This window comes from Pantoea sp. CCBC3-3-1, from assembly GCF_007981265.1.
In the GTDB taxonomy this organism is placed as follows: Bacteria; Pseudomonadota; Gammaproteobacteria; order Enterobacterales; family Enterobacteriaceae; genus Erwinia.
This window is the reverse complement of record NZ_CP034363.1, coordinates 2,211,910-2,231,970: the sequence shown is the minus strand read 5'-3', so window position 1 is coordinate 2,231,970 and position 20,061 is coordinate 2,211,910. Positions and strand designations below refer to the sequence as shown.

Annotated in this window: 22 protein-coding genes; 5 read left to right on the top strand and 17 right to left on the bottom strand. The window is 54.6% G+C overall.

What is annotated here, in order from left to right; all coding sequences use genetic code 11:
• The first annotated feature begins 28 nt into the window (after positions 1-28).
• Positions 29-571, top strand: coding sequence for a sterol desaturase family protein (locus tag EHV07_RS10475; protein WP_147197651.1), 543 nt, complete (start codon positions 29-31; stop codon positions 569-571).
• On the opposite strand, the gene crtB is transcribed toward EHV07_RS10475, so the two are convergent.
• The 12 genes from crtB to fabV form a co-directional block, all read right to left on the bottom strand.
• A complete protein-coding gene (gene crtB, locus EHV07_RS10470) occupies positions 459-1,427 on the bottom strand; it encodes a 15-cis-phytoene synthase CrtB (RefSeq protein WP_147197649.1) in 969 nt (322 codons plus the stop codon). The two genes, EHV07_RS10475 and crtB, sit on opposite strands and share 113 nt — an antisense overlap.
• Positions 1,424-2,905 carry a phytoene desaturase gene (locus EHV07_RS10465; protein WP_147197647.1) on the bottom strand — a complete coding sequence of 494 codons (1,482 nt, stop codon included), beginning with the start codon at positions 2,903-2,905 and terminating at the stop codon, positions 1,424-1,426. Before EHV07_RS10465 ends, crtB begins: the two co-directional genes overlap by 4 nt.
• On the bottom strand, positions 2,902-4,065 hold the full coding sequence (crtY, locus tag EHV07_RS10460; protein ID WP_147197645.1) for a lycopene beta-cyclase CrtY: 1,164 nt from the start codon (positions 4,063-4,065) through the stop codon (positions 2,902-2,904). Before crtY ends, EHV07_RS10465 begins: the two co-directional genes overlap by 4 nt.
• The gene (locus EHV07_RS10455) at positions 4,062-5,312 is read right to left on the bottom strand and encodes a glycosyltransferase (RefSeq protein WP_147197643.1); all 1,251 of its coding nucleotides are present in this window, start codon (positions 5,310-5,312) and stop codon (positions 4,062-4,064) included. Before EHV07_RS10455 ends, crtY begins: the two co-directional genes overlap by 4 nt.
• A complete protein-coding gene (gene fni / locus EHV07_RS10450) occupies positions 5,309-6,352 on the bottom strand; it encodes a type 2 isopentenyl-diphosphate Delta-isomerase (protein WP_147197641.1) in 1,044 nt (347 codons plus the stop codon). Before fni ends, EHV07_RS10455 begins: the two co-directional genes overlap by 4 nt.
• A gap of 40 nt (positions 6,353-6,392) precedes the next feature.
• Positions 6,393-7,310: a polyprenyl synthetase family protein gene (locus EHV07_RS10445; RefSeq protein ID WP_254446329.1), complete on the bottom strand. Its 918-nt coding sequence runs from the start codon at positions 7,308-7,310 to the stop codon at positions 6,393-6,395.
• A gap of 341 nt (positions 7,311-7,651) precedes the next feature.
• Positions 7,652-8,008 carry a hypothetical protein gene (locus tag EHV07_RS10440; protein ID WP_147197639.1) on the bottom strand — a complete coding sequence of 119 codons (357 nt, stop codon included), beginning with the start codon at positions 8,006-8,008 and terminating at the stop codon, positions 7,652-7,654.
• A gap of 88 nt (positions 8,009-8,096) precedes the next feature.
• On the bottom strand, positions 8,097-8,717 hold the full coding sequence (locus EHV07_RS10435) for a glycoside hydrolase family 19 protein (protein WP_147197637.1): 621 nt from the start codon (positions 8,715-8,717) through the stop codon (positions 8,097-8,099).
• Positions 8,702-9,208: a hypothetical protein gene (locus EHV07_RS10430; protein WP_147197636.1), complete on the bottom strand. Its 507-nt coding sequence runs from the start codon at positions 9,206-9,208 to the stop codon at positions 8,702-8,704. Before EHV07_RS10430 ends, EHV07_RS10435 begins: the two co-directional genes overlap by 16 nt.
• Before the next feature lie 77 nt (positions 9,209-9,285).
• Positions 9,286-9,789, bottom strand: a complete 504-nt coding sequence (locus EHV07_RS10425) for a hypothetical protein (protein WP_147197634.1) — start codon at positions 9,787-9,789, stop codon at positions 9,286-9,288.
• A gap of 98 nt (positions 9,790-9,887) precedes the next feature.
• Positions 9,888-10,586, bottom strand: coding sequence for a hypothetical protein (locus EHV07_RS10420; protein ID WP_147197632.1), 699 nt, complete (start codon positions 10,584-10,586; stop codon positions 9,888-9,890).
• 728 nt (positions 10,587-11,314) lie between these two features.
• On the bottom strand, positions 11,315-12,511 hold the full coding sequence (fabV, locus tag EHV07_RS10415; protein ID WP_147197630.1) for an enoyl-ACP reductase FabV: 1,197 nt from the start codon (positions 12,509-12,511) through the stop codon (positions 11,315-11,317).
• 228 nt (positions 12,512-12,739) lie between these two features.
• Between fabV and EHV07_RS10410 the strand changes: the two genes are divergently transcribed.
• Positions 12,740-13,354 carry a TetR/AcrR family transcriptional regulator gene (locus EHV07_RS10410; protein ID WP_147197628.1) on the top strand — a complete coding sequence of 205 codons (615 nt, stop codon included), beginning with the start codon at positions 12,740-12,742 and terminating at the stop codon, positions 13,352-13,354.
• A gap of 57 nt (positions 13,355-13,411) precedes the next feature.
• Complete coding sequence (locus tag EHV07_RS10405) at positions 13,412-14,383, top strand: alpha/beta fold hydrolase (protein WP_147197626.1); 972 nt, start codon at positions 13,412-13,414, stop codon at positions 14,381-14,383.
• Here EHV07_RS10405 and EHV07_RS10400 read toward each other — a convergent pair.
• Positions 14,343-14,984: a LysE family translocator gene (locus EHV07_RS10400; protein WP_147197624.1), complete on the bottom strand. Its 642-nt coding sequence runs from the start codon at positions 14,982-14,984 to the stop codon at positions 14,343-14,345. The two genes, EHV07_RS10405 and EHV07_RS10400, sit on opposite strands and share 41 nt — an antisense overlap.
• A 78-nt stretch (positions 14,985-15,062) precedes the next feature.
• Positions 15,063-15,698 (bottom strand): glutaredoxin 2, encoded by a 636-nt coding sequence (grxB, locus tag EHV07_RS10395; RefSeq protein WP_147200591.1) that lies wholly within the window; start codon positions 15,696-15,698, stop codon positions 15,063-15,065.
• A gap of 232 nt (positions 15,699-15,930) precedes the next feature.
• Here grxB and EHV07_RS10390 point away from each other — a divergent pair, with 232 nt between their 5' ends.
• Together EHV07_RS10390 and EHV07_RS10385 are read left to right on the top strand one after the other, a co-directional pair.
• Positions 15,931-16,164, top strand: a complete 234-nt coding sequence (locus EHV07_RS10390) for a YgdI/YgdR family lipoprotein (RefSeq protein ID WP_147197622.1) — start codon at positions 15,931-15,933, stop codon at positions 16,162-16,164.
• Between the two features lie 15 nt (positions 16,165-16,179).
• Positions 16,180-16,407: a YgdI/YgdR family lipoprotein gene (locus tag EHV07_RS10385; protein WP_147197620.1), complete on the top strand. Its 228-nt coding sequence runs from the start codon at positions 16,180-16,182 to the stop codon at positions 16,405-16,407.
• Positions 16,408-16,448: 41 nt separating this feature from the next.
• On the opposite strand, the gene EHV07_RS10380 is transcribed toward EHV07_RS10385, so the two are convergent.
• From EHV07_RS10380 to EHV07_RS10370, 3 genes are all read right to left on the bottom strand, one after another.
• A complete protein-coding gene (locus EHV07_RS10380) occupies positions 16,449-17,321 on the bottom strand; it encodes a substrate-binding domain-containing protein (protein WP_147197618.1) in 873 nt (290 codons plus the stop codon).
• A gap of 101 nt (positions 17,322-17,422) precedes the next feature.
• Entirely contained in the window at positions 17,423-18,871 is a 1,449-nt protein-coding gene (locus EHV07_RS10375) for a flagellin (protein WP_147197616.1), read from the bottom strand.
• Between the two features lie 242 nt (positions 18,872-19,113).
• A complete protein-coding gene (locus EHV07_RS10370; RefSeq protein ID WP_147197614.1) occupies positions 19,114-20,055 on the bottom strand; it encodes a sugar phosphate isomerase/epimerase in 942 nt (313 codons plus the stop codon).
• Between the last annotated feature and the right edge of the window lie 6 nt (positions 20,056-20,061).

Below are 20,061 nucleotides of genomic sequence, written 5' to 3'. Positions count from 1 at the left end.
ACGCACCTAACGGATCACGGGGATTATTATGTTGTGGCTGTACAATGCGCTCATCGTCCTGTTCACCGTCGTGGCGATGGAAATCATCGCGGCGCTGGCTCACAAATATATTATGCATGGCTGGGGCTGGGGCTGGCATCTTTCCCACCACGAACCGCACAGCAGCCGGTTTGAACTGAACGACCTCTATGCGGCGCTGTTTGCGGTACTGGCGATTGTGCTGATCGCGTTCGGCAGCCGCGGCGTCTGGCCGCTACAGTGGATTGGCGCGGGCATGACGCTGTACGGCCTGCTCTACTTTATGGTGCACGATGGTTTGGTGCATCAGCGCTGGCCGTTCCGCTACGTGCCCAGACGCGGCTACCTCAAGCGCCTTTATATGGCGCATCGCCTGCATCATGCGGTACGCGGGCGCGAAGGCTGCGTCTCGTTTGGTTTTCTCTATGCGCCACCGGTTGCTAAACTTCAGGCAGTCCTGCGGCAGCGGCATGGCCGTCCGAAGCGCCAGGGCGCTGCCAGAGATCGGCAGGACGAGGCGACGACGACACCATCCGGGAAGCCCCGGCCTTAGCCGCGCCGGACACCAGCAGCCCCAGTTTTTCCAGCTTGCTGGTGCCGGCCCGCCGCGCCCAGGCATCCGTTCCGGCCCGGCGCACCTTGACGCCAATTTCACGGTAAACGCCGCTTGCGGTCGCCACCGCCCAGGCCGATCGCAGCGGCAGGCCGCGCAGCCCTGCCTGCGCCGAACGGTAATACGGCTCTGCCGCCAGCACCAGCCGTTGCGCCACGCCAGCCAGTGCCGCCCGCTGTGACGGCGCGGCGTAGTTTTCCAGCGTCAGGCCGGCCTCTTCAAGCCAGCTCAGGGGCAGATAGCAGCGTCCCATTTCGGCATCCTCAATAATATCGCGCGAAATATTGGTCAGCTGAAATGCCAGCCCCAAATCGCAGGCACGATCCAGCACGGCCTCATCACGCACGCCCATCACCCGCGCCATCATCAGCCCCACTACGCCCGCGACGTGGTAGCAATAGCGCAGCGTGTCATCAAAGGTATGGCAAAGCTGGCCGCGCACATCCATGGCATAGCCTTCCAGATGATCGAAAGCCTGCTGCTGTGGAATGCCATGCGCCAGCGCCACCTCCTGAAAAGCGGCAAAGGCGGGTTCCTGCATCGGTTCGCCTGCACAGGCGCGTAGCGTTTGCGTCCGAAGCCCTGCCAGCCTGTGCTGCGGACTCTCCTGCGGGTTGATATCGCTGTTAAAGCCCAGCGTCTGCCCATCGATCACGTCGTCACAGTGCCGACACCAGGCATAGAGCATCAGTGCGCTGCGGCGGGTAACCGGATCAAACAGCTTTGAGGCAGTCGCAAAGCTTTTCGACCCCACGGCCATGGTTTCGGTCGCGTGCGCCAGTAAAGGCTGATTCATTTCCTGCTGTCCTCAATCATCAGGTTAGCGGTGACTTTGGCCGAAGCCAGCACGCCCGGGATCCCCGCACCGGGATGCGTGCCCGCGCCAACCAGATAAAGGTTTTCGATTTGGTCGTCGCGATTGTGTGGGCGGAACCAGGCGCTTTGGGTTAGCAGCGGTTCGACAGAAAACGCTGACCCCAGGTGCGCGTCAAGCTCATCACGAAAATCAAAGGGCGTCATAATATGATGCGTCACCAGCTGCTCGCGCAGGCCCGGCATATGGTGTTTTTCCAGATAGTCGAAAATGCGCTCGCGGAAGCGCGGCCCTTCAACATCCCAGTCAATATTGGCCGTGCCTAAATGCGGCACCGGTGCCAGCGCGTAAAAGGTGCCGCAGCCCGGCGGCGCCATGGTCGGATCGGTTTTGCACGGTGCATGCAGATAAAGTGAGAAATCGTCCGACAATGAATCTTTATGGAAGATATCGTCGAGCAGCTCCTTGTAGCGCGGCCCGAAGCAGACGGTATGATGTTCCAGCTGGCTGTGCGGATTATTCAGGCCAAAATAGACCACAAACAGCGAGTTACTCATGCTCATTTTTTTCAACTCGGCCGCCCGCTTTTTGCCTCGCGGGTGGTCGCTAAGCAGTTTGTCATAGGTATGTACCACGTCAGCGTTGGAGGCCACGGCTGCCGCTTCAAAACGACGGCCATCCTGCAAGCGCACCGCGCTGATGCGATCGCCTTCCGTTTCCAGACGCTCTACTTTGGCGTTCACGATCATCTCGCCGCCCAGCTCGCGATAAAGCCGGGTCATGCAGTGGACCAGCTGATTGGTGCCGCCTCTGGGGAACCAGACGCCCCACTGCCGCTCCAGCGCGTGGATCAGCGTATAGATTGAGGAAGTGGCAAAAGGGTTGCCGCCGACCAGCAGCGAGTGAAAGGAGAACGCCTGCCGCAGGTGTTCGTTTTTGATGAATTTCGACACCAGGCTGTAGACGCTGCGCCACGCCTGCAGTTTCACCAGCTGGGGGCCGGCATGGATCATATCGCGAAAAGAGAGAAACGGCACAAACCCCAGCTTCAGATACCCTTCCTTGAATACCTCGCCGGAATAGCGGAAGAACTTACGGTAGCCCTCGACATCGTCAGGATTGAAACGCGCAATTTGCTCCTCCAGCCGCTGCTGATCGTTGCCGTATTCCAGCACTTCGCCCGATTCCCAGCACAGCCGGTAAAAAGGCGTCACCGGCAGCAGATCGATATATTCTGCTATCCGCTTGCCGCCACAGGTAAACAGCTCCTCGATGGCGGAGGGATCGGTGATCACCGTTGGCCCCATGTCAAAGACGAAACCCTGTTCACGGCGGACATAGGCCCGCCCGCCGGGCTTGTCACGCCCTTCAAGTAAAAGGGTAGACAGCCCTGAGGCCTGAAGACGGATTGCTAAAGCCAGTCCACCTAATCCAGCGCCAATAACAATTGTTTTCTTCATCTGAAAGCTCGCAACCTGGAAGTTTTTTTGAGTACCGCCAGCAGAGCTTCGCCAACGGGTACCGGTGGCTTACCGGTCAGAATACGGATCCTGTCGGTAAGCGTCGGATGACCGGCGTAAAACCTGGCGATTAGCCGGTCATCAAGAGAATAGAAACGCTGCATAATTTGCCATCTTTGCGCCGGTGGCCCGGCCAGAAACAGCATACGATTAAGTACGCGGAAGAAACGTTGTTGCCGCCACTGACGGGCCGAGAAATGCCCGATCGCTGCATTCAGCGATGCCGATGTTGGCGTCGGCTGGCGGGCGATCAAATCGGCCAGAGACGCGGCGAGAGGCAGTGAATAGCCGGTGGTTGGATGAAACAGCCCGGCCCGCAAGCCGCTACAGGGAAGCTGATGTTGCGCACGAAACGCCGCGGGTTGCCCCGCCAGGGTAATGGGCAGGCTGCCCCGCTCCTCTCGCTGTAATGTCTGGAGCTGCCAGCCCTGCGCGGCAGCATAATCTGCAATACGTTGACGGGCGGCATCAGGTTCCAGCGCCACGCTGTCCTGATAGTGCGTATCCTCGATCAGCAGCGTGTCGGCGGAAAGCGGCAGCGTATACACAAAGCGGTAGCTTTGCTGTTGGTCGACCGTGGCATCCATCAGGATCGGACGTTGAAGCCCATGCGGCTGCGCCAGCTGCCATTGCTGTCCCAGAAACGCCTGAAGCCCAATCGTATGATACCGGCTGGGCCGATAGCCACGGCCATCAATCACCGCGCCAGCGGTGAAGGTTCGGCCATCGGCAAGCCGGACGCTCTGCGGGGTTAGCGCGCTGATTTCACAGCCTGTCAGCAAATCTTCGCCCAGCAGTTCGCCAATTGCCTCTGCAAAGCGTTCCGAGGTAATACTGAGGTAGTCGCTGGTGAGCGTGCGGGTAAAACGAGGAAAGCGCACGTCATAGCCTTGCCAGCGATGCGCTACCAGCGGCGCAATCCAGCGATGTTGCTCAGCGGTTAAATCGTCTTCATGGAAAGACCAGGTGTGATTGCCGCCCGCTGAAGGCCCCGCTTCCACCATCAACAGACGTAACGACGGCTGCTGCTGGCGCAGACGCAGGGCGATCAATCCGTTCGCCAGCCCGCCGCCGGCCAAAATAACATCCCATTGCTTCATCCCGCCGCCTCAAGCCTTGCGGGCTGGGTTTTAAATGCCTGTTCGATAATATCCGCAGCACGCAGCGCGCCGCCCGCCTGTTGTAGCTGTTGGCGGGCAGCGGCGAGACGGCGTGGGTAGCCGTCATCGCTCAGCAACAGGCTTAAATTTTTCGCCATCGTGCTGCTGGTGGCAAAACGGCAGACCCGGCGGCCAAGGCCGTTCCACGCGACGCGGGCAGCCACGCCGGGCTGATCGAAGGCAATTGGCACCGCAAGAATGGGCGTGGCGCTATTTACCGCATCCACCACCGTATTCAACCCACCGTGCGTGATAACGGCCTGTGCCTGCTGTAGCACCTGTGGCTGATCGGCAAAATCGGTCACCCAGTTCGCGCCGCTGGCCAGCAGTACATCGGCCTGGTGGGCATTCAGACCGCCGCAATGGGCGATTAATAGCTGCACATCAAGGCTGCGGCAGGCGTGAGCAATAGTTTTGAACAGCCCAAACCGATGGCCCTGTAGCGTTCCCAGCGAGGCGAATACAAAAGGACGCGACGGTGAAACGGGCCATGCGCTTTTCGCGCTGCCCGCTTTCTGGCTCCGCAGCGGCCCGACGTGGTGGAAACAGGCTGGCAACGCCTGGCGGGGAAAATCCAGCAGCGGCACGGTTTGGCTGATTTGCGCCAGCGGCGACAGGCACTGATCCAGGCTTTTCCGCGGCGTCAGGCCAAATTTCGCCGCGTTGCGGGCAATCACCCGATCGTGGCTGCGCATCAGCCAGTCGTAAACCCGGCTGCTGGTATCGTAAAGCTTCAGCGCGCGCTTGTCGGTTGCGTAGTCAAACGGCATCACCGGCAGCGGCAGGCCGGTTTCACGGTTAACCGGCAGCGCGCAGGCTACCGAGACAAAAGGCAGTCCTAACGCGTCGGCCACCAACCCGCCCGCCGCTTCCATCTGATCGACAATTAGCCCATCCACCTTCAGCGCGTTCAGTGCGCCGGGCAGTTCCCGACACAGCATTTCGGTGGTACGGGACATTTGACCGATCAGGCTGAACAAAGAAATCTCACCTGGCCTGCCCGCCAGATCGGCGGCGGCCACGCCGACGTAGTGCACGGCGATATCCCGCTCAAGGGACGTTGCACCCGCAGAAGCGGGCTGAATAAAAGTGATCCGATGTCCGCGGGCAATCAGCACCTGCGCCAGCGCCTGCATCGCATGTAAATGACTGTAGAGCGGCGGCGTGATCACCGCGAAATGGCTCATGCATTCGCTCCGCTGTAGCGCAGCGGAGCCTGACGAAGTTCGCTAAGGTTGCTGCTGCCGGTACAGAAACAGGCAATGCGCAGCTGCTCGATGATCGTCTGGAAGTGATCGGTGACAGCCTGCGCAGAGGTATTCGCGCTGTGCAGCACGGCGGCCGCCTGACCCACCAAATCGGCGCCCAGACAGAGCGCCTTGGCAACGTCAATACCGTCTTTGATACCGCCAGAAGCGATCAGCGGCATTGTGGGCAGTGAATGATGCAGGTCGCGCAGCGCCTGGGCACAGGGAATTCCCCAGTTGGCAAAAGCCATTGCCACGGCGCGCAGCCGCGGATCGCTGGCCCGCTCACCCTCAACCGCAGCCCAGCTGGTGCCGCCTGCGCCCGCCACGTCCAGCATTGCTACGCCTGCCCCGGCCAGCCGTTGGCCGACGGCGCAAGAAAGGCCTGCTCCCACCTCTTTCACCACAACCGGCACCTCCAGCGTTGCAGTCAGTTGGCTGATAGCAGCAAGAACGCCGCGCCAGTCGCGGTCGCCATCCTTCTGTAGCGCTTCCTGAAGTGGGTTAAGGTGGATAATCAACGCATCCGCATCGATCATTTCAACCGCACGCCGCGCATAATCCAGCCCGCGAGAGCCTTTGATCTGGGCCGCGCCGAGGTTCGCCAGCAGGGGAATATCGGGCGCGATATCACGCAGTTCGCGATTCAATCCTTCCTGCCCGCTGCTTTCCAGCGCCACGCGCTGCGATCCAACGCCCATTGCCAGGCCCAGCAGCTGCGCTGTTTCAGCAAGATGACGATTAATATGTCTGGCGCGAGCGGCCCCGCCGGTCATCGAACTGATCAATAGCGGTGCTTTAAGGGCTCGTCCAAAAAGAGTGCTGTGAAGGTCGATGCTGTCAAGATCCAGCTCGGGCAACGCACAGTGTTCAAAGTGCCAGTTTTCAAATCCCGTGCGGGCGGAATGGACAGCGCGAGAGGGGTTCAGCACGATGTCCAGATGGTCGTTTTTACGCTGGATAAGGTTTGCGTCCTTCATTAACTCTCCATTAAAAGCAAAGCCGGAATGCCCTTCAAGGTTAACTAAACGTTGCCAGCTGCTGACTGAACCACGTTTGCATAAACTGCCTTGTCGCCAGGCCCTGCTGACAGGCCCATGAGAAATGCTGGTCGGCGCTGTGCAGGTGTTCGCGCAGGCGTTGCCGCACCGCTTCAGCGCCTAGCAGCGCCACCAGCGTAGATTTGCCCTCGTCTTTATTCGTATCCTTACCGGTGCCGCTGTGTCCGTCGGCCAGGTCGTCCAGTAGCTGAAACGCCTGACCCAGCTCGCGGGCAAAGCAGTTCAGTTTGCTCTTCACCGCTGGTGAGGCATTCGCTGCCAGCGCGGCCATTTGCAAGGTGGCGTTAAACAGCACGCTGGTTTTCAACTCATTGGTATCGGCAATGGCTTCGGCGCTGCGGGCAGCGTTACCCTCGCGCAGATCCCGGAATTGCCCCTGAACCAGCCCCTGTAAACCGACCGCCGCAGAGAGTTCAGCGACGGCCTGAGTGCGGCAGGTATCCGACAATCCCGCCGCGCCCGCCACCACGCCAAAGGCGTTGCTCAGCAGCGCAACCGCCGCCAGAATCGCCACGTCCTGGCCAAATTGCCGGTGGATGGTCGGTCTACCCCGCCGTAGCGCCGCATCGTCCATGCAGGGAATATCATCCAGCATCAGCGAGGCCGCATGCGTCATCTCGACGGCACAGGCCAGATCCAGCAGGCCGGGATGATTTCTGTCGCAGCCTAAATCACCGGCGGCCAGCATTAACAGCAAGGGCCGAATGCGTTTACCGGGCGCGAGCGTGCCTTCCCGCATCGCTTCACTTATCCGATCTCGTTCGCTGCCCACCGGTAAAAGTTGGGACAGACGCTGGTTGACTGCGTCACGCAGCCTGCGCAGTTCGCTTTCCTGACTCAGTAAGGGGTCGACATTGGCTGAAATCGTTACTGTCACGGGTTTCTCCGTTATGTTCGGGAGTGAGCGATACCGCAAACGTTCTGCTGCCAGGCAGCTACCCGGCCAGGCGTTAACTTCAAAGAACGAATGACGGTCAGACTCGGGAGAGCTTCATTTGTTAAGACTAGATTAGAATGAATAGTTTGCTGACTTCACTCACAAATATTGGGCGAATTTTTTGCCGGGTCGCCACCTTTTATTTTATCCGACCTGATGACGTAAATGATTGAGACCCGACCATCCTTACAGCTGATAGCCGGGTATAGAGAAGTGGCGTAACGTGTCGTGGAGCCAGGCATGCTTCACAACGTGACAATCCCCTGGAAGTGCTGGCTTAATCAGAATGCCTGACAGGCATTAGAAACAAGATGGTCATTGGTCACGCTTACCTGAGTGCCAACATTAGGGTTAGTCGAATTATGAAAACAGAAAGTGGTATTGCCATTTGCCTGATAATTACAGGAAGAGACGCCCGAAGGGATCCTGAAACCTGTATTGGTACCATTGATCCATATATAAGCCGTAGTGCCATTATTTGATTTACCTGATTTGGTCAGCGTCTGACCTGCCGTTGTATTAAAATTGGTGTAATGTGCACAAGTCGCATCCAGTTCCAACGTTGCAGCAAAAGATGCAGGGACTTGTGCGAGAAGCACCAACATGATAATAACTTTGAAGCGATTAATGTTTTTCATGGCAAACCTCTTCGGTAATGTTATAAAGATAATGGGTAAATTTGAAATGTCTTTAATGAATTTCTACCTCCCGCTGTCCGCTATATTGTTAACATGAATGACCTGAAGCGTTTTCAAGTATCGTCAGTGCAGCTTCACATTGACTATCACGTTTACTCATATCAAGCTCTGCTCCACCGTTTACTCGTCTGGTTATTCCATCCAGATCCCATTTATCAGCCAGCTCCAGGCATCCGGTATCTTTAAAATACCAGCAGGCGGAGTTCGCTGCGCCCTGTGGCGTGGTGCAGAAATTAACGGCATCAGTAATATTTTTATTAGTCGCGTCGGCGAACTTTTGATACATATTTTTCCCGGTGATCTGTATCAGCCCTCGCCCGCGATAAAGATAGCCCTCACCCGAATCTTCCGGGCCATTTCCCAGCCGCTTAGCGTAAACACGATTTGCCAGTTTTTCGGGCTGAAAGCAAAATGCTTCGGCTTCCTGTTCATTACTAAAATGCGATCCAAAAACCTGCATGATTCTCTCTGCCGAACTGTAGTTCAGATCCTCCTCCAGACGGCTGAAATCCTCCTCTGCCTCTACCATAAACTGTCCGATTGCTACAGCTTTACGTCGATCGTTATTAAAATTAAAATCGGCAAAGGCCTTCTCCAACACCGGTCCCCAAAGTCGAGAGTTAATTCCGGTGTTCAGCTGCTCAAGCACCGTGGCAAGCGAAATGTTTTTCCGGTCATCCGTTTTTTTTTTAAGGCTGCTGACTCTGGTGTTTTTTCAGGAAGTCCTGGTTTTGCAGGAAATGTAGGTTCACGCCGGTTAGTTTCCTCAGAGGTAACTGAAGGCTGGTCAGGCGCTGAACTGTCAGAATGCTGCCTGATAATTAAGTTAAAACTGCCTTCGATAAAATCAACACCAGCATAACCGGCAGAAACCACAGCGAAAAGTTTATCTATCTCAAGCTGGTTAATGAAGTCGCCAATACCAATGATCAGACCACTGAGGCATCCTGCTATAAAGCCGATCATCAAGGTGACACTCAGATAAGCAAGGTTAAATGACGGAAGATGGGCTATTTTCCCCGGTTCTAACTCTCCCGTTTTATTCAGCCCAACAATAGCACGCATTCCTTGCCCTACCATTCCGGCCAGACCGCAGAGCAGTAATGCAGGTAATACATTTGTTGCCGTCAGTTCGTTCATATCCCCTCCGGAAAGCCTGAACCATCAGGCTTTTCAGCTATCTGATTCTTGTACAGGCGACATGCAGATACGCTTGATTAAAGGATCCTGAGTAAATGGTGGCAATACCCTTTTTCATCAACCTGTAACGATACCCCTTCAACATTGAGCCTTATTTCTACATCACTAAAATCAGGTTCTAAACTAATCACTACTGGAATTTCTTTGTTAGGGAAAAACAAAAACTCCTCTCCTTTGTAAAAACTGCTTTTATAAGAAAGCTCTTTAATCAGTTCTTCCGTCATAAAAAAAACGCTGTGGCTTTCCTGATTATTATGAGGGCGAGCGTTTTTCCTTTCCCATGCCGTTTTTGTTGCCAGGCAAGCTGAGTAAATAAAAAATTTATAGTTATCCTTATTAATTATTTGTTCAGCGGTTATTTTCCATGCTGAAAAGACCGAATCAATAAGGCAGGGATCTATTTCCCTGTCGATAAACCAGCGGTACAATGAACCTTCTCCCCTGGGTTCACAGATTTTTTCATACGCCGCTTCACCGTAAGGTCGTATGTGTTTAACAATAAAATCTGGCGAAACAGGCATGCCGCCTCCCGTTATCATTAAATATGATAAAATTAATAATGTTAACAGCCTACAATGAGGCTGTTAACACATTGCCTGATTGATTAATTTTATCAGGATCAGTTAGGGCGACGCTTGATGGTTGTAACGAAGTTTCCGGATGACGTATATTCTACATAGAAATCAGTATCACCTCCGGTAGCGTCACAAACACCAACGCTATTTCCGCTTGAGGAAGCCGTAAAATTCATCACCTGTCCTGATTCGTAGCTGCCTATTGCCACATAGAAAGTTAACACCGGCTGACAATCAAGATAACTATTTGGCGTCAGCGTTGAGAAATTAGAAAGCACAATTGTGCCGTCGCTTAACTCTACAGCTGAACCACCATAATAAGTTTCCAGGGAAGAATCATATTCCGGCACGATGATTCTGAATGCCCCAGTCTGCACGTTCTGACTTGCATCAGGCACGGCTGGGATCGACAGTCCCAGTGGACGAGCGGACATAATTGTCGCACTGGTATTAGTCCCATCAGCAGGCGTCAGGCCAATTTCCTGGATAGCAGAATAGTAGCCTGAAGGCTGGCCCACCATGACAGGATTTTTCAGGGACTGAACTCCAGCATGGTGTTTAAGTTTCAGCTGAAATTGATACCTTGTTCCCTGCGAGATTAAAGGTGATACCTCACAGTGCAATAAACTGTTTGAATAAACTTCTGCACCGCCGGTATATTTTGCCGGTTCCTGAAAAAAATAAAAGTCCTTGGGCGTACTCGAACTATTAACCAGCGTGATAGTAATTAAAGTATCAGACATACAAACCTCCAGAACATATGATTGATTAACCTGTTCTGCGATTGCAGAAAAGGTAAACGCGAACTGACATTAAATATCAACACGAATCAAATCTGTACGGATGTTATTTACTCTTTCCTGATTTTCAGCGCAGAAGCAGATAACTTCTGCTGAAATGAACAGCTCCGGCAAAAGTTGAGTATTCACAGCCTGAAAGCGCGATGAATATCTTTACTCCTGTAACAGCACCCTACTCCCACTGCGTGTTTTATGTACAATTCTGATTTTCGATCTATAAGATCGAATTTGCTCATTATTTAATCACATGTCGTAACTTGCTTTGCAATTTATGCCGAAGTTCGGAGATAACAGACTGATCTAACGGGATCTTTTGTTAAATAAACTGATGATTCACCTATCATCCGGTGGCCCGAAAAGCGGCTCGATTCAGGGAAAAATTAATCGATAAGCCGAGCGTTTCTTGGTTTACGCCAACGTCCTCAAAGTAATTTGAGAAAATACTCATCACTTTCAAAAAGTTAAGAAGAGATTACGAGGACAGAGTGATGTATTAGTGCAATACCGTAATAATTTTTTGCGTTGGTAGCGTTAAAATCAGGTCCGGGTAACGACTGCCTGAATAAAACTTTGCTTATCTATTAAACAAAGTTAACTGATTGATCTAACAAGACGCGGGAGGATTATCGGGGCGGGAAATAAAAAGGCGTCCCGCAGGACGCCCTTTTCACTTACATCTGCACCAGATTTTTAATTTTCACATCTGGATTAACGTCGGCATCGTAGTCCACACCGCTCAGACCGAAGCCGAACAGGTGCATGAACTCGGTTTTGTAGCCAACGAAGTCGGTTAGCTCGTTCAGGTTTTCGTCAGTCACGGTCGGCCACAATTTGGTGACTTCGTCCTGCACTTCCGGTGCCAGCTCTTTATAGTCGGCACGCAGACGGCCCACCTCATCCAGAATTGGCGATGCGCCGTACAGGCTATCTTTAAACAGGCCGTAAACCTGCTCAATGCAGCCTTCGTGAGTACCCTTCTCTTTCATCACTTTAAACAGCAGCGACAGGTACAGCGGCATGACCGGAATAGCGGAGCTGGCCTGGGTGACCACAGCTTTCAGTACGGAAACGCGCGCGTCGCCGCCTTTGTCAGCCAGCGTATCGCGAATGGTCAGAACACGCTTGTCCAGATCCTTTTTCGCTTCGCCAATGGAGCCGTTCCAGTAGATGTCATGGGTGATCTGCTCGCCCAGGTAGGTAAAGGCGGTGGTTTTTGCGCCGTCAGCCAGCACGCCGGCCGCTTTCAGATCGTCGATCCACATCTGCCAGTCTTCACCCCCCATTACCGCGACGGTGCCGTCGATTTCTTCCTGAGAAGCCGGCTCCAGCGTGATGTCGGTGATGGTTTCTTTATCGGTATTCAGGCCGCGAGTGGTCAGCGTTTTACCGACTGGCTTCAGGGTGGAGTTGAACACTTCACCGGTTTTCGGATGGGTACGGCGTGGCGCGGCCAGGCTGTAAACCACCAGATCAACCTGACCCAGATCCTGTTTAATCAGTTCAATGGTCTTCTGCTTCACGGCGTCTGAGTAAGCGTCGCCGTTGATGCTTTTGGCATACAGGCCTTTTGCTTCAGCCAGCTCTTCAAATGCCGCAGAGTTGTACCAGCCCGCCGTGGCGGTTTTGTTTTCTTCGCCCGGACGCTCGAAGAACACGCCCAGCGTGTCGGCTTCGCAGCCGAAAGCAGCGGAGATACGTGCCGCCAGGCCGTAACCGGTAGACGCGCCGATCACCAGCACTTTTTTCGGGCCGTTGGCAATTTTGCCATTGCGGGTAACATACTCAATCTGTTTTTCAACGTTAGCTTTGCAACCTGCCGGATGGGCAGTAATACAGATGAAGCCACGAATGCGTGGTTTAATAATCATGTCGACCTCAAGATCGTCTTAGTAAATATGCGCAGTAGAATACCCGCTAGTGTGCTTTCAAGTAAAGCTGGCGGGCGGTAAGGCGCGGCGAGTCGGCTTATTTGCTTATTTCTCAGGCGCAATTTGCCCTTCGCCGTACAAATTTTGTTGCCGTACGCCTTGTGGTCGCTTGCGGTTAGCGCGCTTATCTGGCATTTTGGAATCAATCATTTCCTATATGCGAAATTTATGAACGCTTCTGTTACCCAAAATACAACCAAAGAACGCGGTCGCCCGCGAGAGTTCGATCCCGAGCTGGCGGTCGATAAGGCCATGCTGATATTCCGCCAAAAAGGCTATCACGCGGCTTCTGTTGCCGATTTAAGCGAGGCGATGAATCTCACCGCGGGCAGCATCTACAAGGCGTTTAAAGATAAGCGCAGCCTGTTTCTTCGCGCGTTCGAACGCTATATCTCAGTGCGTAATGCCGATCTGCGTCAGCGCATGGAAAACGGTGCTGACGGCCGCGAGCGGCTCGCTGAGGTGTTGAAATTTTATCTCGAATCCGCTCACGGCGTGGAAGGAAGGCGCGGTTGCCTGGTGGTCGGCAGCGCGACCGAGCTTCAGGTGCTGGATGATGAGCTGGCGGCGCTGGTGCAGCAGGCGATAACGCGCAACAAAACGCATTTGTTGTCGCTGCTTTCACAGGGGCAACAGGATGGATCCGTCTCGGCCGGGCTGAATATCGAAACGGCGGCTGACGTGCTGCTGTCGCTGCTGTTTGGGCTGCGGGTGGTGGGTAAAGTCGGCAATATTGCCGATCCTGAAGCCGTGGTCGCTATGGTATTAAAAATCGTCGATTAAAATTTATCTATTTTGGAAATGATCAATTTCTAATTAACCGTTCATGGAGATCTTGTTATGCCAAATCCACAACATGCGATCGCTCACGCATTGCCGCTTCGCCAGGCCTGTGCGCAACCGCATTCCTCTGCCGTCAGCGGGCTTGAAGGGTTCGTCCACCGCTATGCCACGGTCGACGGGGTGCGATTGCATTATGTCACGGGAGGAAATCCTGACGGCGAAACGCTGGTGCTGCTGGCAGGCTTCCCACAAAGCTGGTACGCATGGCGGCAGGTGATGCCGTTGATGAACACCTTTCATATTATCGCGCCCGATTTACCGGGCCAGGGCGATTCCGACCGACCGGATTCCGGTTATGATACCCAGGCGCTTGCCGAAAAAATCCACGGCTTACTGGCTCAGTTAAAGATAGATCGCTATTTTCTGGCGGCGCATGACGTCGGTGCCTGGGTCGCGTGGCCCTTTACGGCGCTTTACGGTGATGAAGTGAAACGCCTGGCCTTGTTGGATGCCGGAATTCCTGGCGTGACGTTGCCGGACGCGCTGCCGGTCACCCCGGATAAGGCGTGGAAAACCTGGCACTTTGCCTTTCATTCGATTGCCGATCTGCCGGAAGCGCTGATTACCGGGCGCGAGAGAATTTATCTGGAATGGTTTTTAAAGAGAAAAACGGCCTGCCCGGATGTGTTTACTGAAGACGATCTGGCGGAGTATTTGCGCGTTCTGACCCGCGACGGCGGCCTGCGCGCCGGGCTGGCTTATTATCGTGCCGCTGAGCTTTCAGCGCGACAAAACAAAGCCTTGCTTGCCAAAGGAAAACTGCCAATGCCGGTGTTAGCAATCAGCGCCGATCACGGCTCCATTGCCGATATGGCGGCACCGCTGCGCCCGTTTGCCGAAAACGTTTCCGGCATACGGGTTCCTCACTGCGGCCATTTCCTGCCTGAAGAGCAGCCGCAGGCAATCGCCCGCGAGCTGAGTGATTTTTTTAACGACGCGTCAGTGCAAGCCGCACCCCTAACGAAATAAAGGTCGCGCCGACTACCCGGTCCAGCCATCTTTGCAGCTTGTGATTTTTCGACACGGCGCTGGCGGCGCTGCCCGCGATCAGTGCAAAGGTGGTATCCGTGGCAAATCCGGCAATGGCATAGGTAATCCCCAACACCACGAATGAAAGCGCCTGGTGTTCGCCGCCAACGGTCACAAACTGCGGGAAAAAAGCGATAAAGAACAACAGGACTTTAGGATTGGTAATAGTGGTGATAAAGCCACGTGACAGCAGGCTACCGGTACTGACGGCAGGAATGGATTTGATTTCCTCTGACGGTTTCGCCTTCTTGCTAAAGGTGCTCCATATCATGCGGCTTCCCAGCCAGATCAGATAGAGCGCGCCCATGTATTTAACCATCAAAAACAGCGTTGGTGAGGCGGCAATAATCGCCGTTAAACCTACAGCGCTGGCCACCGTGTGCGCGCAGCTTCCCAGCGCCACACCCGCCGCGGATATCACGCCAGAGCGGCGGCCATTGGCGATGCTTTGCCCGATAACGTAAGCCAGGTCCGGGCCGGGTGTGACAACCAGCACCAGCACGGCGACAACAAACAGCGGATAGTGAATGATATCGAGCATACAACTTCTCCATTGACGAAGCCGGGCTGTCCTCTGCTGGCTTCCGGTTTAAAAACGCAGGCGATAATTAAGGTCGTATCAGCGTGCCTGATTAAACAGCAGATCAACACCCGCCTCTTTTTCCAGTTTATTAAGATAGCGCAGCGTTGCCGGGCCGAATTTCACGCCGGAAACAATGGTGAGCGAGCGCAGTAGCGGGAAAAGGATAAAGTCCGTGGTGTCCACAGCCGTTCTGCCTGCTAACAGGGGTTCCAGCGTTTCCAGCCTGGCATGCATATCGCTTAACAGCGCTGGCGTATCGGCCATCAGCGCATCCAGGTCGCCAAACGCTTTTCTCTCACGAGCGATATAGGCTTCCCTTGCCTCTTCGGTTGCCAGCTCGGCAAACTCGCCCTGAGTAAAGCGTGGGATCGCCAGCAGGAACAGCGTTTTGGTGGCTTCATCGCACCACTGTTTAACGGCCGGGTCGATCCCGGCATCAGTTAGGCGTGGTGCTGATAATGCATCGACAAATTTCACGATATCCATGCTTTCTGCCATAAAAGTGCCGTCATCTTTTTCAAGTATCGGCACCACTTTGCGGCCAACCATGCGTAGAGGAATTTCGCTGTTACCTTCCGGGATTACCGCCGTTGCATAAGGAATATTTTTCAGGCCAAAGATCATTCTTGCCCGTACGCAAAAAGGGCAGTGTTCATAGATATGCAGTTTCATCGGCAACTCGCTGGTATTATTGAGGAATTTAACAGGGTGAAAAAAAGCCATACTACCTCTGAGCAGAAAAAGTTGCCACCGCCGCCGTCTTTTCATCCCGGCCGGGTCGGGTCATAAAAGGCATGATTTGTGCGAAGGGTGTAACTATCTGCCGCCTGTAATGTAGTAAATTTTCAAAATCCGTCTACGCTTCCAGTATTGTCATAGTTATTGTTGAACTAAGGAAAGGATGATGAAAATTAAAACAATTTTAGCCGCTGCCCTGCTTTTTACCACCGTTGGCGCGCTGACAGGCTGCTCCTCTAATCAGGCAATCCGTACCACCGACGGCCGCACTATCGTGACGGATGGTAAGCCTCAGGTTGATGACGATACCGGTCTGGTCTCCTTTAAGAATGCCCAAACCGGCAAAACAGAACAGATCAATCGCGATCAAATCAGCAATATGAACGAGCTCGATAACTGATAAAAGGAACTGAAAATGAAAAAATCATTGGTTTTACCGCTGGTTGCATTGTTCGGCATGGCCTTTTTATCCGGCTGCACCACCACGAGCTATGCGATTCATACTAACGATGGTCGAACGATTATCAGCGACGGCAAACCGAAAGAGTCGGAAACCGGACTGCTGGGCTACACCGATGCGAACGGCGTTAAGCAGCAGATCAATAAATCTGACGTGAAAGCCGTTTCAGAAGTGCCTCACTAAGATCGATGGCCGCCTGCGGGCGGCCTTGTTGTTAAGGGTTGTTAATGCCGACTGGCGCAGCCACATTTCGCCATTTCACCGGGCGCGGCTTTCGCCAGATGAGAATGTCTGATTCTCAGCTCACCCTCACGCCATGCGCCCTCTTCTTCGCGGCGGTTCTCCAGCAGCCGGTTTAACGCTTCCGTCACCAGCAATGCATAAGGCTGTGCCCAACTGGTCAGATGCCAGGTGGAAGTACCGGCTTCATCACTATCGTCAAAGCCCGCCACGCCAATATGTGCGCCCTGTCCGAAATCGCGAATGGCCTGCATTGCGCCAAAGGCCAGCAGATCGTTTTCACAGAAGAGTGCGTTAATTCGTTCCGACGCCCGCGCCTGTTTCAAATAGCGCATCATCGCCTGATAGGCGGATTCGCGATCGCTATCGCCCGCGGTTAGCACTTCAACTTTTTGCCCGGCAACCTGCAAGCCTGCGATGTAGCCTGCCAGCCTGCGCGAAGGTTCAGCGCCCGCTCGTCCTTGCAGATAACCAAAGCGCTGATGCGGCTGATCCGCCAGTAATCGCCCGATTTGCTCTGCCGCCGCATGGTCGTTAATGCTGACGCTATCCTCAGCATCAGCGCTGCTGCTGCAAACAGGGATAACCGGGTAAGGAAGCGATTCTTTCAGCGCGGCCAGCATGTTACTCGCCGGTGCCTCCAGACAGATCAGCCCAGCCAGCGCCAGCTGGCGGGTTTTTTGCAGTAAGTCTGGATGCGCATCGACAGGCAGCAACAGCGTCAAATACCCCCGTTCACCGAGCTGCCGGGTAAGTTCATCCAGCATCTTTACGCTAAAAGGCGTGGCGGGCACGGGGCTGATGACGCCGATAAGGTTCACTTTTGGGCTGGACTGATGCGCAGGTTCGCTGTTCATTGTTGATTCGCCTTCAGGTTAACTGGAGTGAGTAACAGTAAGGGAACCCGACGGCTTTCAACAGGTTAATGCAGAAAATATGTGCGACAGCTCGAAGTTAATCAGTCACGCAGCAGCTCAAGGACATTTTGCGCCGACTGATTTGCCATTTTCATTACTGCGTTTTGGCCCTGCTCTTTAATTTGCGCTTTTGCCAGCTGGCTGCTTTCCTGCGCGTAATCCGCATCGTCGATACGGCTTTGCGCTGCCTGCGTGGCGATGCTCTGCTGGCTTAGCACCGATTTATTGGATTCGTAGCGGTTGATTTTTGCACCATAGTCGGCGCGATAGCCGCTGACCGTTTCCAGTGCGGCATCCAGCGCCTGCATCGCGGTTCGGGTGGATCCGTCCGTCAGCAGGCTGGTGTTGGCTAATCCCAGCGATTTTGGATCGCTCGGCGTCGCGTCAATCGTATCCGACTGCAACGGCTGACCATAGTTGGCGCTGGTGACTACCGTTAACGGCCCGCTCTGTTTCGGCGGAACGGTGGGAGTAATCGTCGGTTCGGGTAGCGTCCCCCAGGTCAGATTGGCGTTAAAGGAACCATTGCCTACCACCACTACAATCAGGTCTTCCGACACGCTATCAATGGTGATCCGCTCCTGCGAATTTCCGGCCACCAGGCCATCGTTATACCCGCCGGTGGCCACATCTTCGTAACGATCGCCGTCGCCGCTGTAGCTGATGTCCATGCCGTTGTAGCTAAGCGCATCGCTGCCGCTTAAGTTCCACGAGGAGCCGCCGGTAATCAGCTCGCTGTCGTCATAGCTGGCTCCGCTGCTGAATCCATTGCTGGTGGTGAGCAGTGCGGTAGCAGATGCGTCATCGGTCACGCCCTTGCTCGCCCAGGTGTAATCCGCATCGCTGCCGTCGATCGGCGTTCCCACCAGATGTTTGCCGTCGCGGGTAAAGAGTTGCAGGTCATCATCCATGCTCAACGAGTCAATGGTGATCGAGATATTCGTTGCACCGGCAGGAATATACGCCAAAGGCACCACGCCGGAGCTGAACGAATAGTTCTGCCCCTGCACCGGGAATTTGGTATTGATTGGCGCTACGTCACCCAGCATAACCGGTGGCAGCTGCGGGTGTCCGGTTGCCAGCGGAAATTTGCCAAAAATTTCAGTGCCGTTGGCGATATTGCCGATTGCCGCAAGGATCTGCTGATATTCCCCGTCCAGGCTCTGACGATCGGAAACCGACATCGTGCCGTTCGCGGCATGCACCGCAATGCTTTTGGCGCGGATAAGCATATCGCTGACGACCGACAGGCTGCCTTCCGCCGTTTGTGCATAGCTAATTGCGTCGTTCAGACCGCGCGTTACCGTGCTGTCGGCATTGATATTGGACTGCATGCGGTTAGCAATGGCCTGGCCTGCCGCATCGTCTTTAGCACCATTGATACGCTGCCCGGAGGAAAGCCGCTCAATAGACTGCGCCAGCAGAGACATGTTGGCTGTCCGCGACTTGTTCGCCGATGCGACCGTTTCGTTATGGTTTACAGATAACATAATCACTCAGTGCAGTTATTGGAGGTGAATGGGATTATCGGCTTCGCTGTAACGGGCTTTAGCGAAATGAACAACCTTTACACAGCGCGTGGAAGGTACCGGTTCACCCAAACAGCCAACATCCTGCCCTGCGTTGTCGGCGATTATGCAGCTACAGCAGTTGCTGCGGTGATCTGCGTCCTGCCAGAAAACGCTAATCGGGCAGATGACTGCGGCAATGCTGCCGCAGTCACGGTACAACGTTACTGACTAATCGTTTGCTGTAGTGCAGCAACGGACGAGGCGATTCCGGCATCCACCGACATGGTTAAGTCTTCCATTTCTAGCGAGACCCATTCGTTGTAGCCCATCATGCGCACCACCGAGAAGAATGCTTTCCACCACTGGAGATCCTGACCGCAGCCTACCGCCACATAGTTCCAGGCGCGGTTAGCCACCTCCTCCACCGGTTTGGTTTCAAGCAGGCCGTTAATATCGACCAGCCCGCGCTCCAGGCGAACATCTTTGCCATGTACATGATGGATTGCCGGCCCCAGCGCACGGGCGGCGGCAATCGGATCGGCGCCCATCCAGATCAGATGGCTGGGATCGAGGTTAAGTCCGACCATCGGCCCTACCGCATCGCGCAGGCGGAACAGCGTTTCCGGGTTCCACACCAGCATCGCACTGAAGTTTTCCAGCGCAAAGCGTTCCACGCCGCTGTGACGGGCACGCTCTACCAGCCCCAGCCAGTAAGGGATAGCGACCTCGTTCCACTGATAGTCGAGGCAGTTTTTCAGCGTCGGCGGCCAGCTGACCGTGTAGGTGATCCAGTTCGGGATGGTATCGTGCGGGCTGGCGGGCGGCAGGCCGCTCATCATCACGATTTTCTTCACGCCCAGCTCGCCTGCCAGCTGCAACGCCTCTTCGGTTTCCTGCTTGTGTCGCTGGCCCAGCGCACCGGGATCGAGCGGGTTGCCTGAGACGTTGAGCGCGGCGATGGTCATTCCCCGGCTCTCAATCGCTTTTAAGAACTGCTGGCGCTTGCCCGCACTTTCCAGCAGTTCTTTGGTGCGGATATGCGGGGCCGAAGACCAGCCGCCGGTGGTCATCTCCACGCCGGTGACGCCAAGCTCCAGCAGCTTATCCAGCATCGGCTCAAACGGCAGATGACCCAGACTGTCGGTACAAAATGAGAGTTTCATACTTTT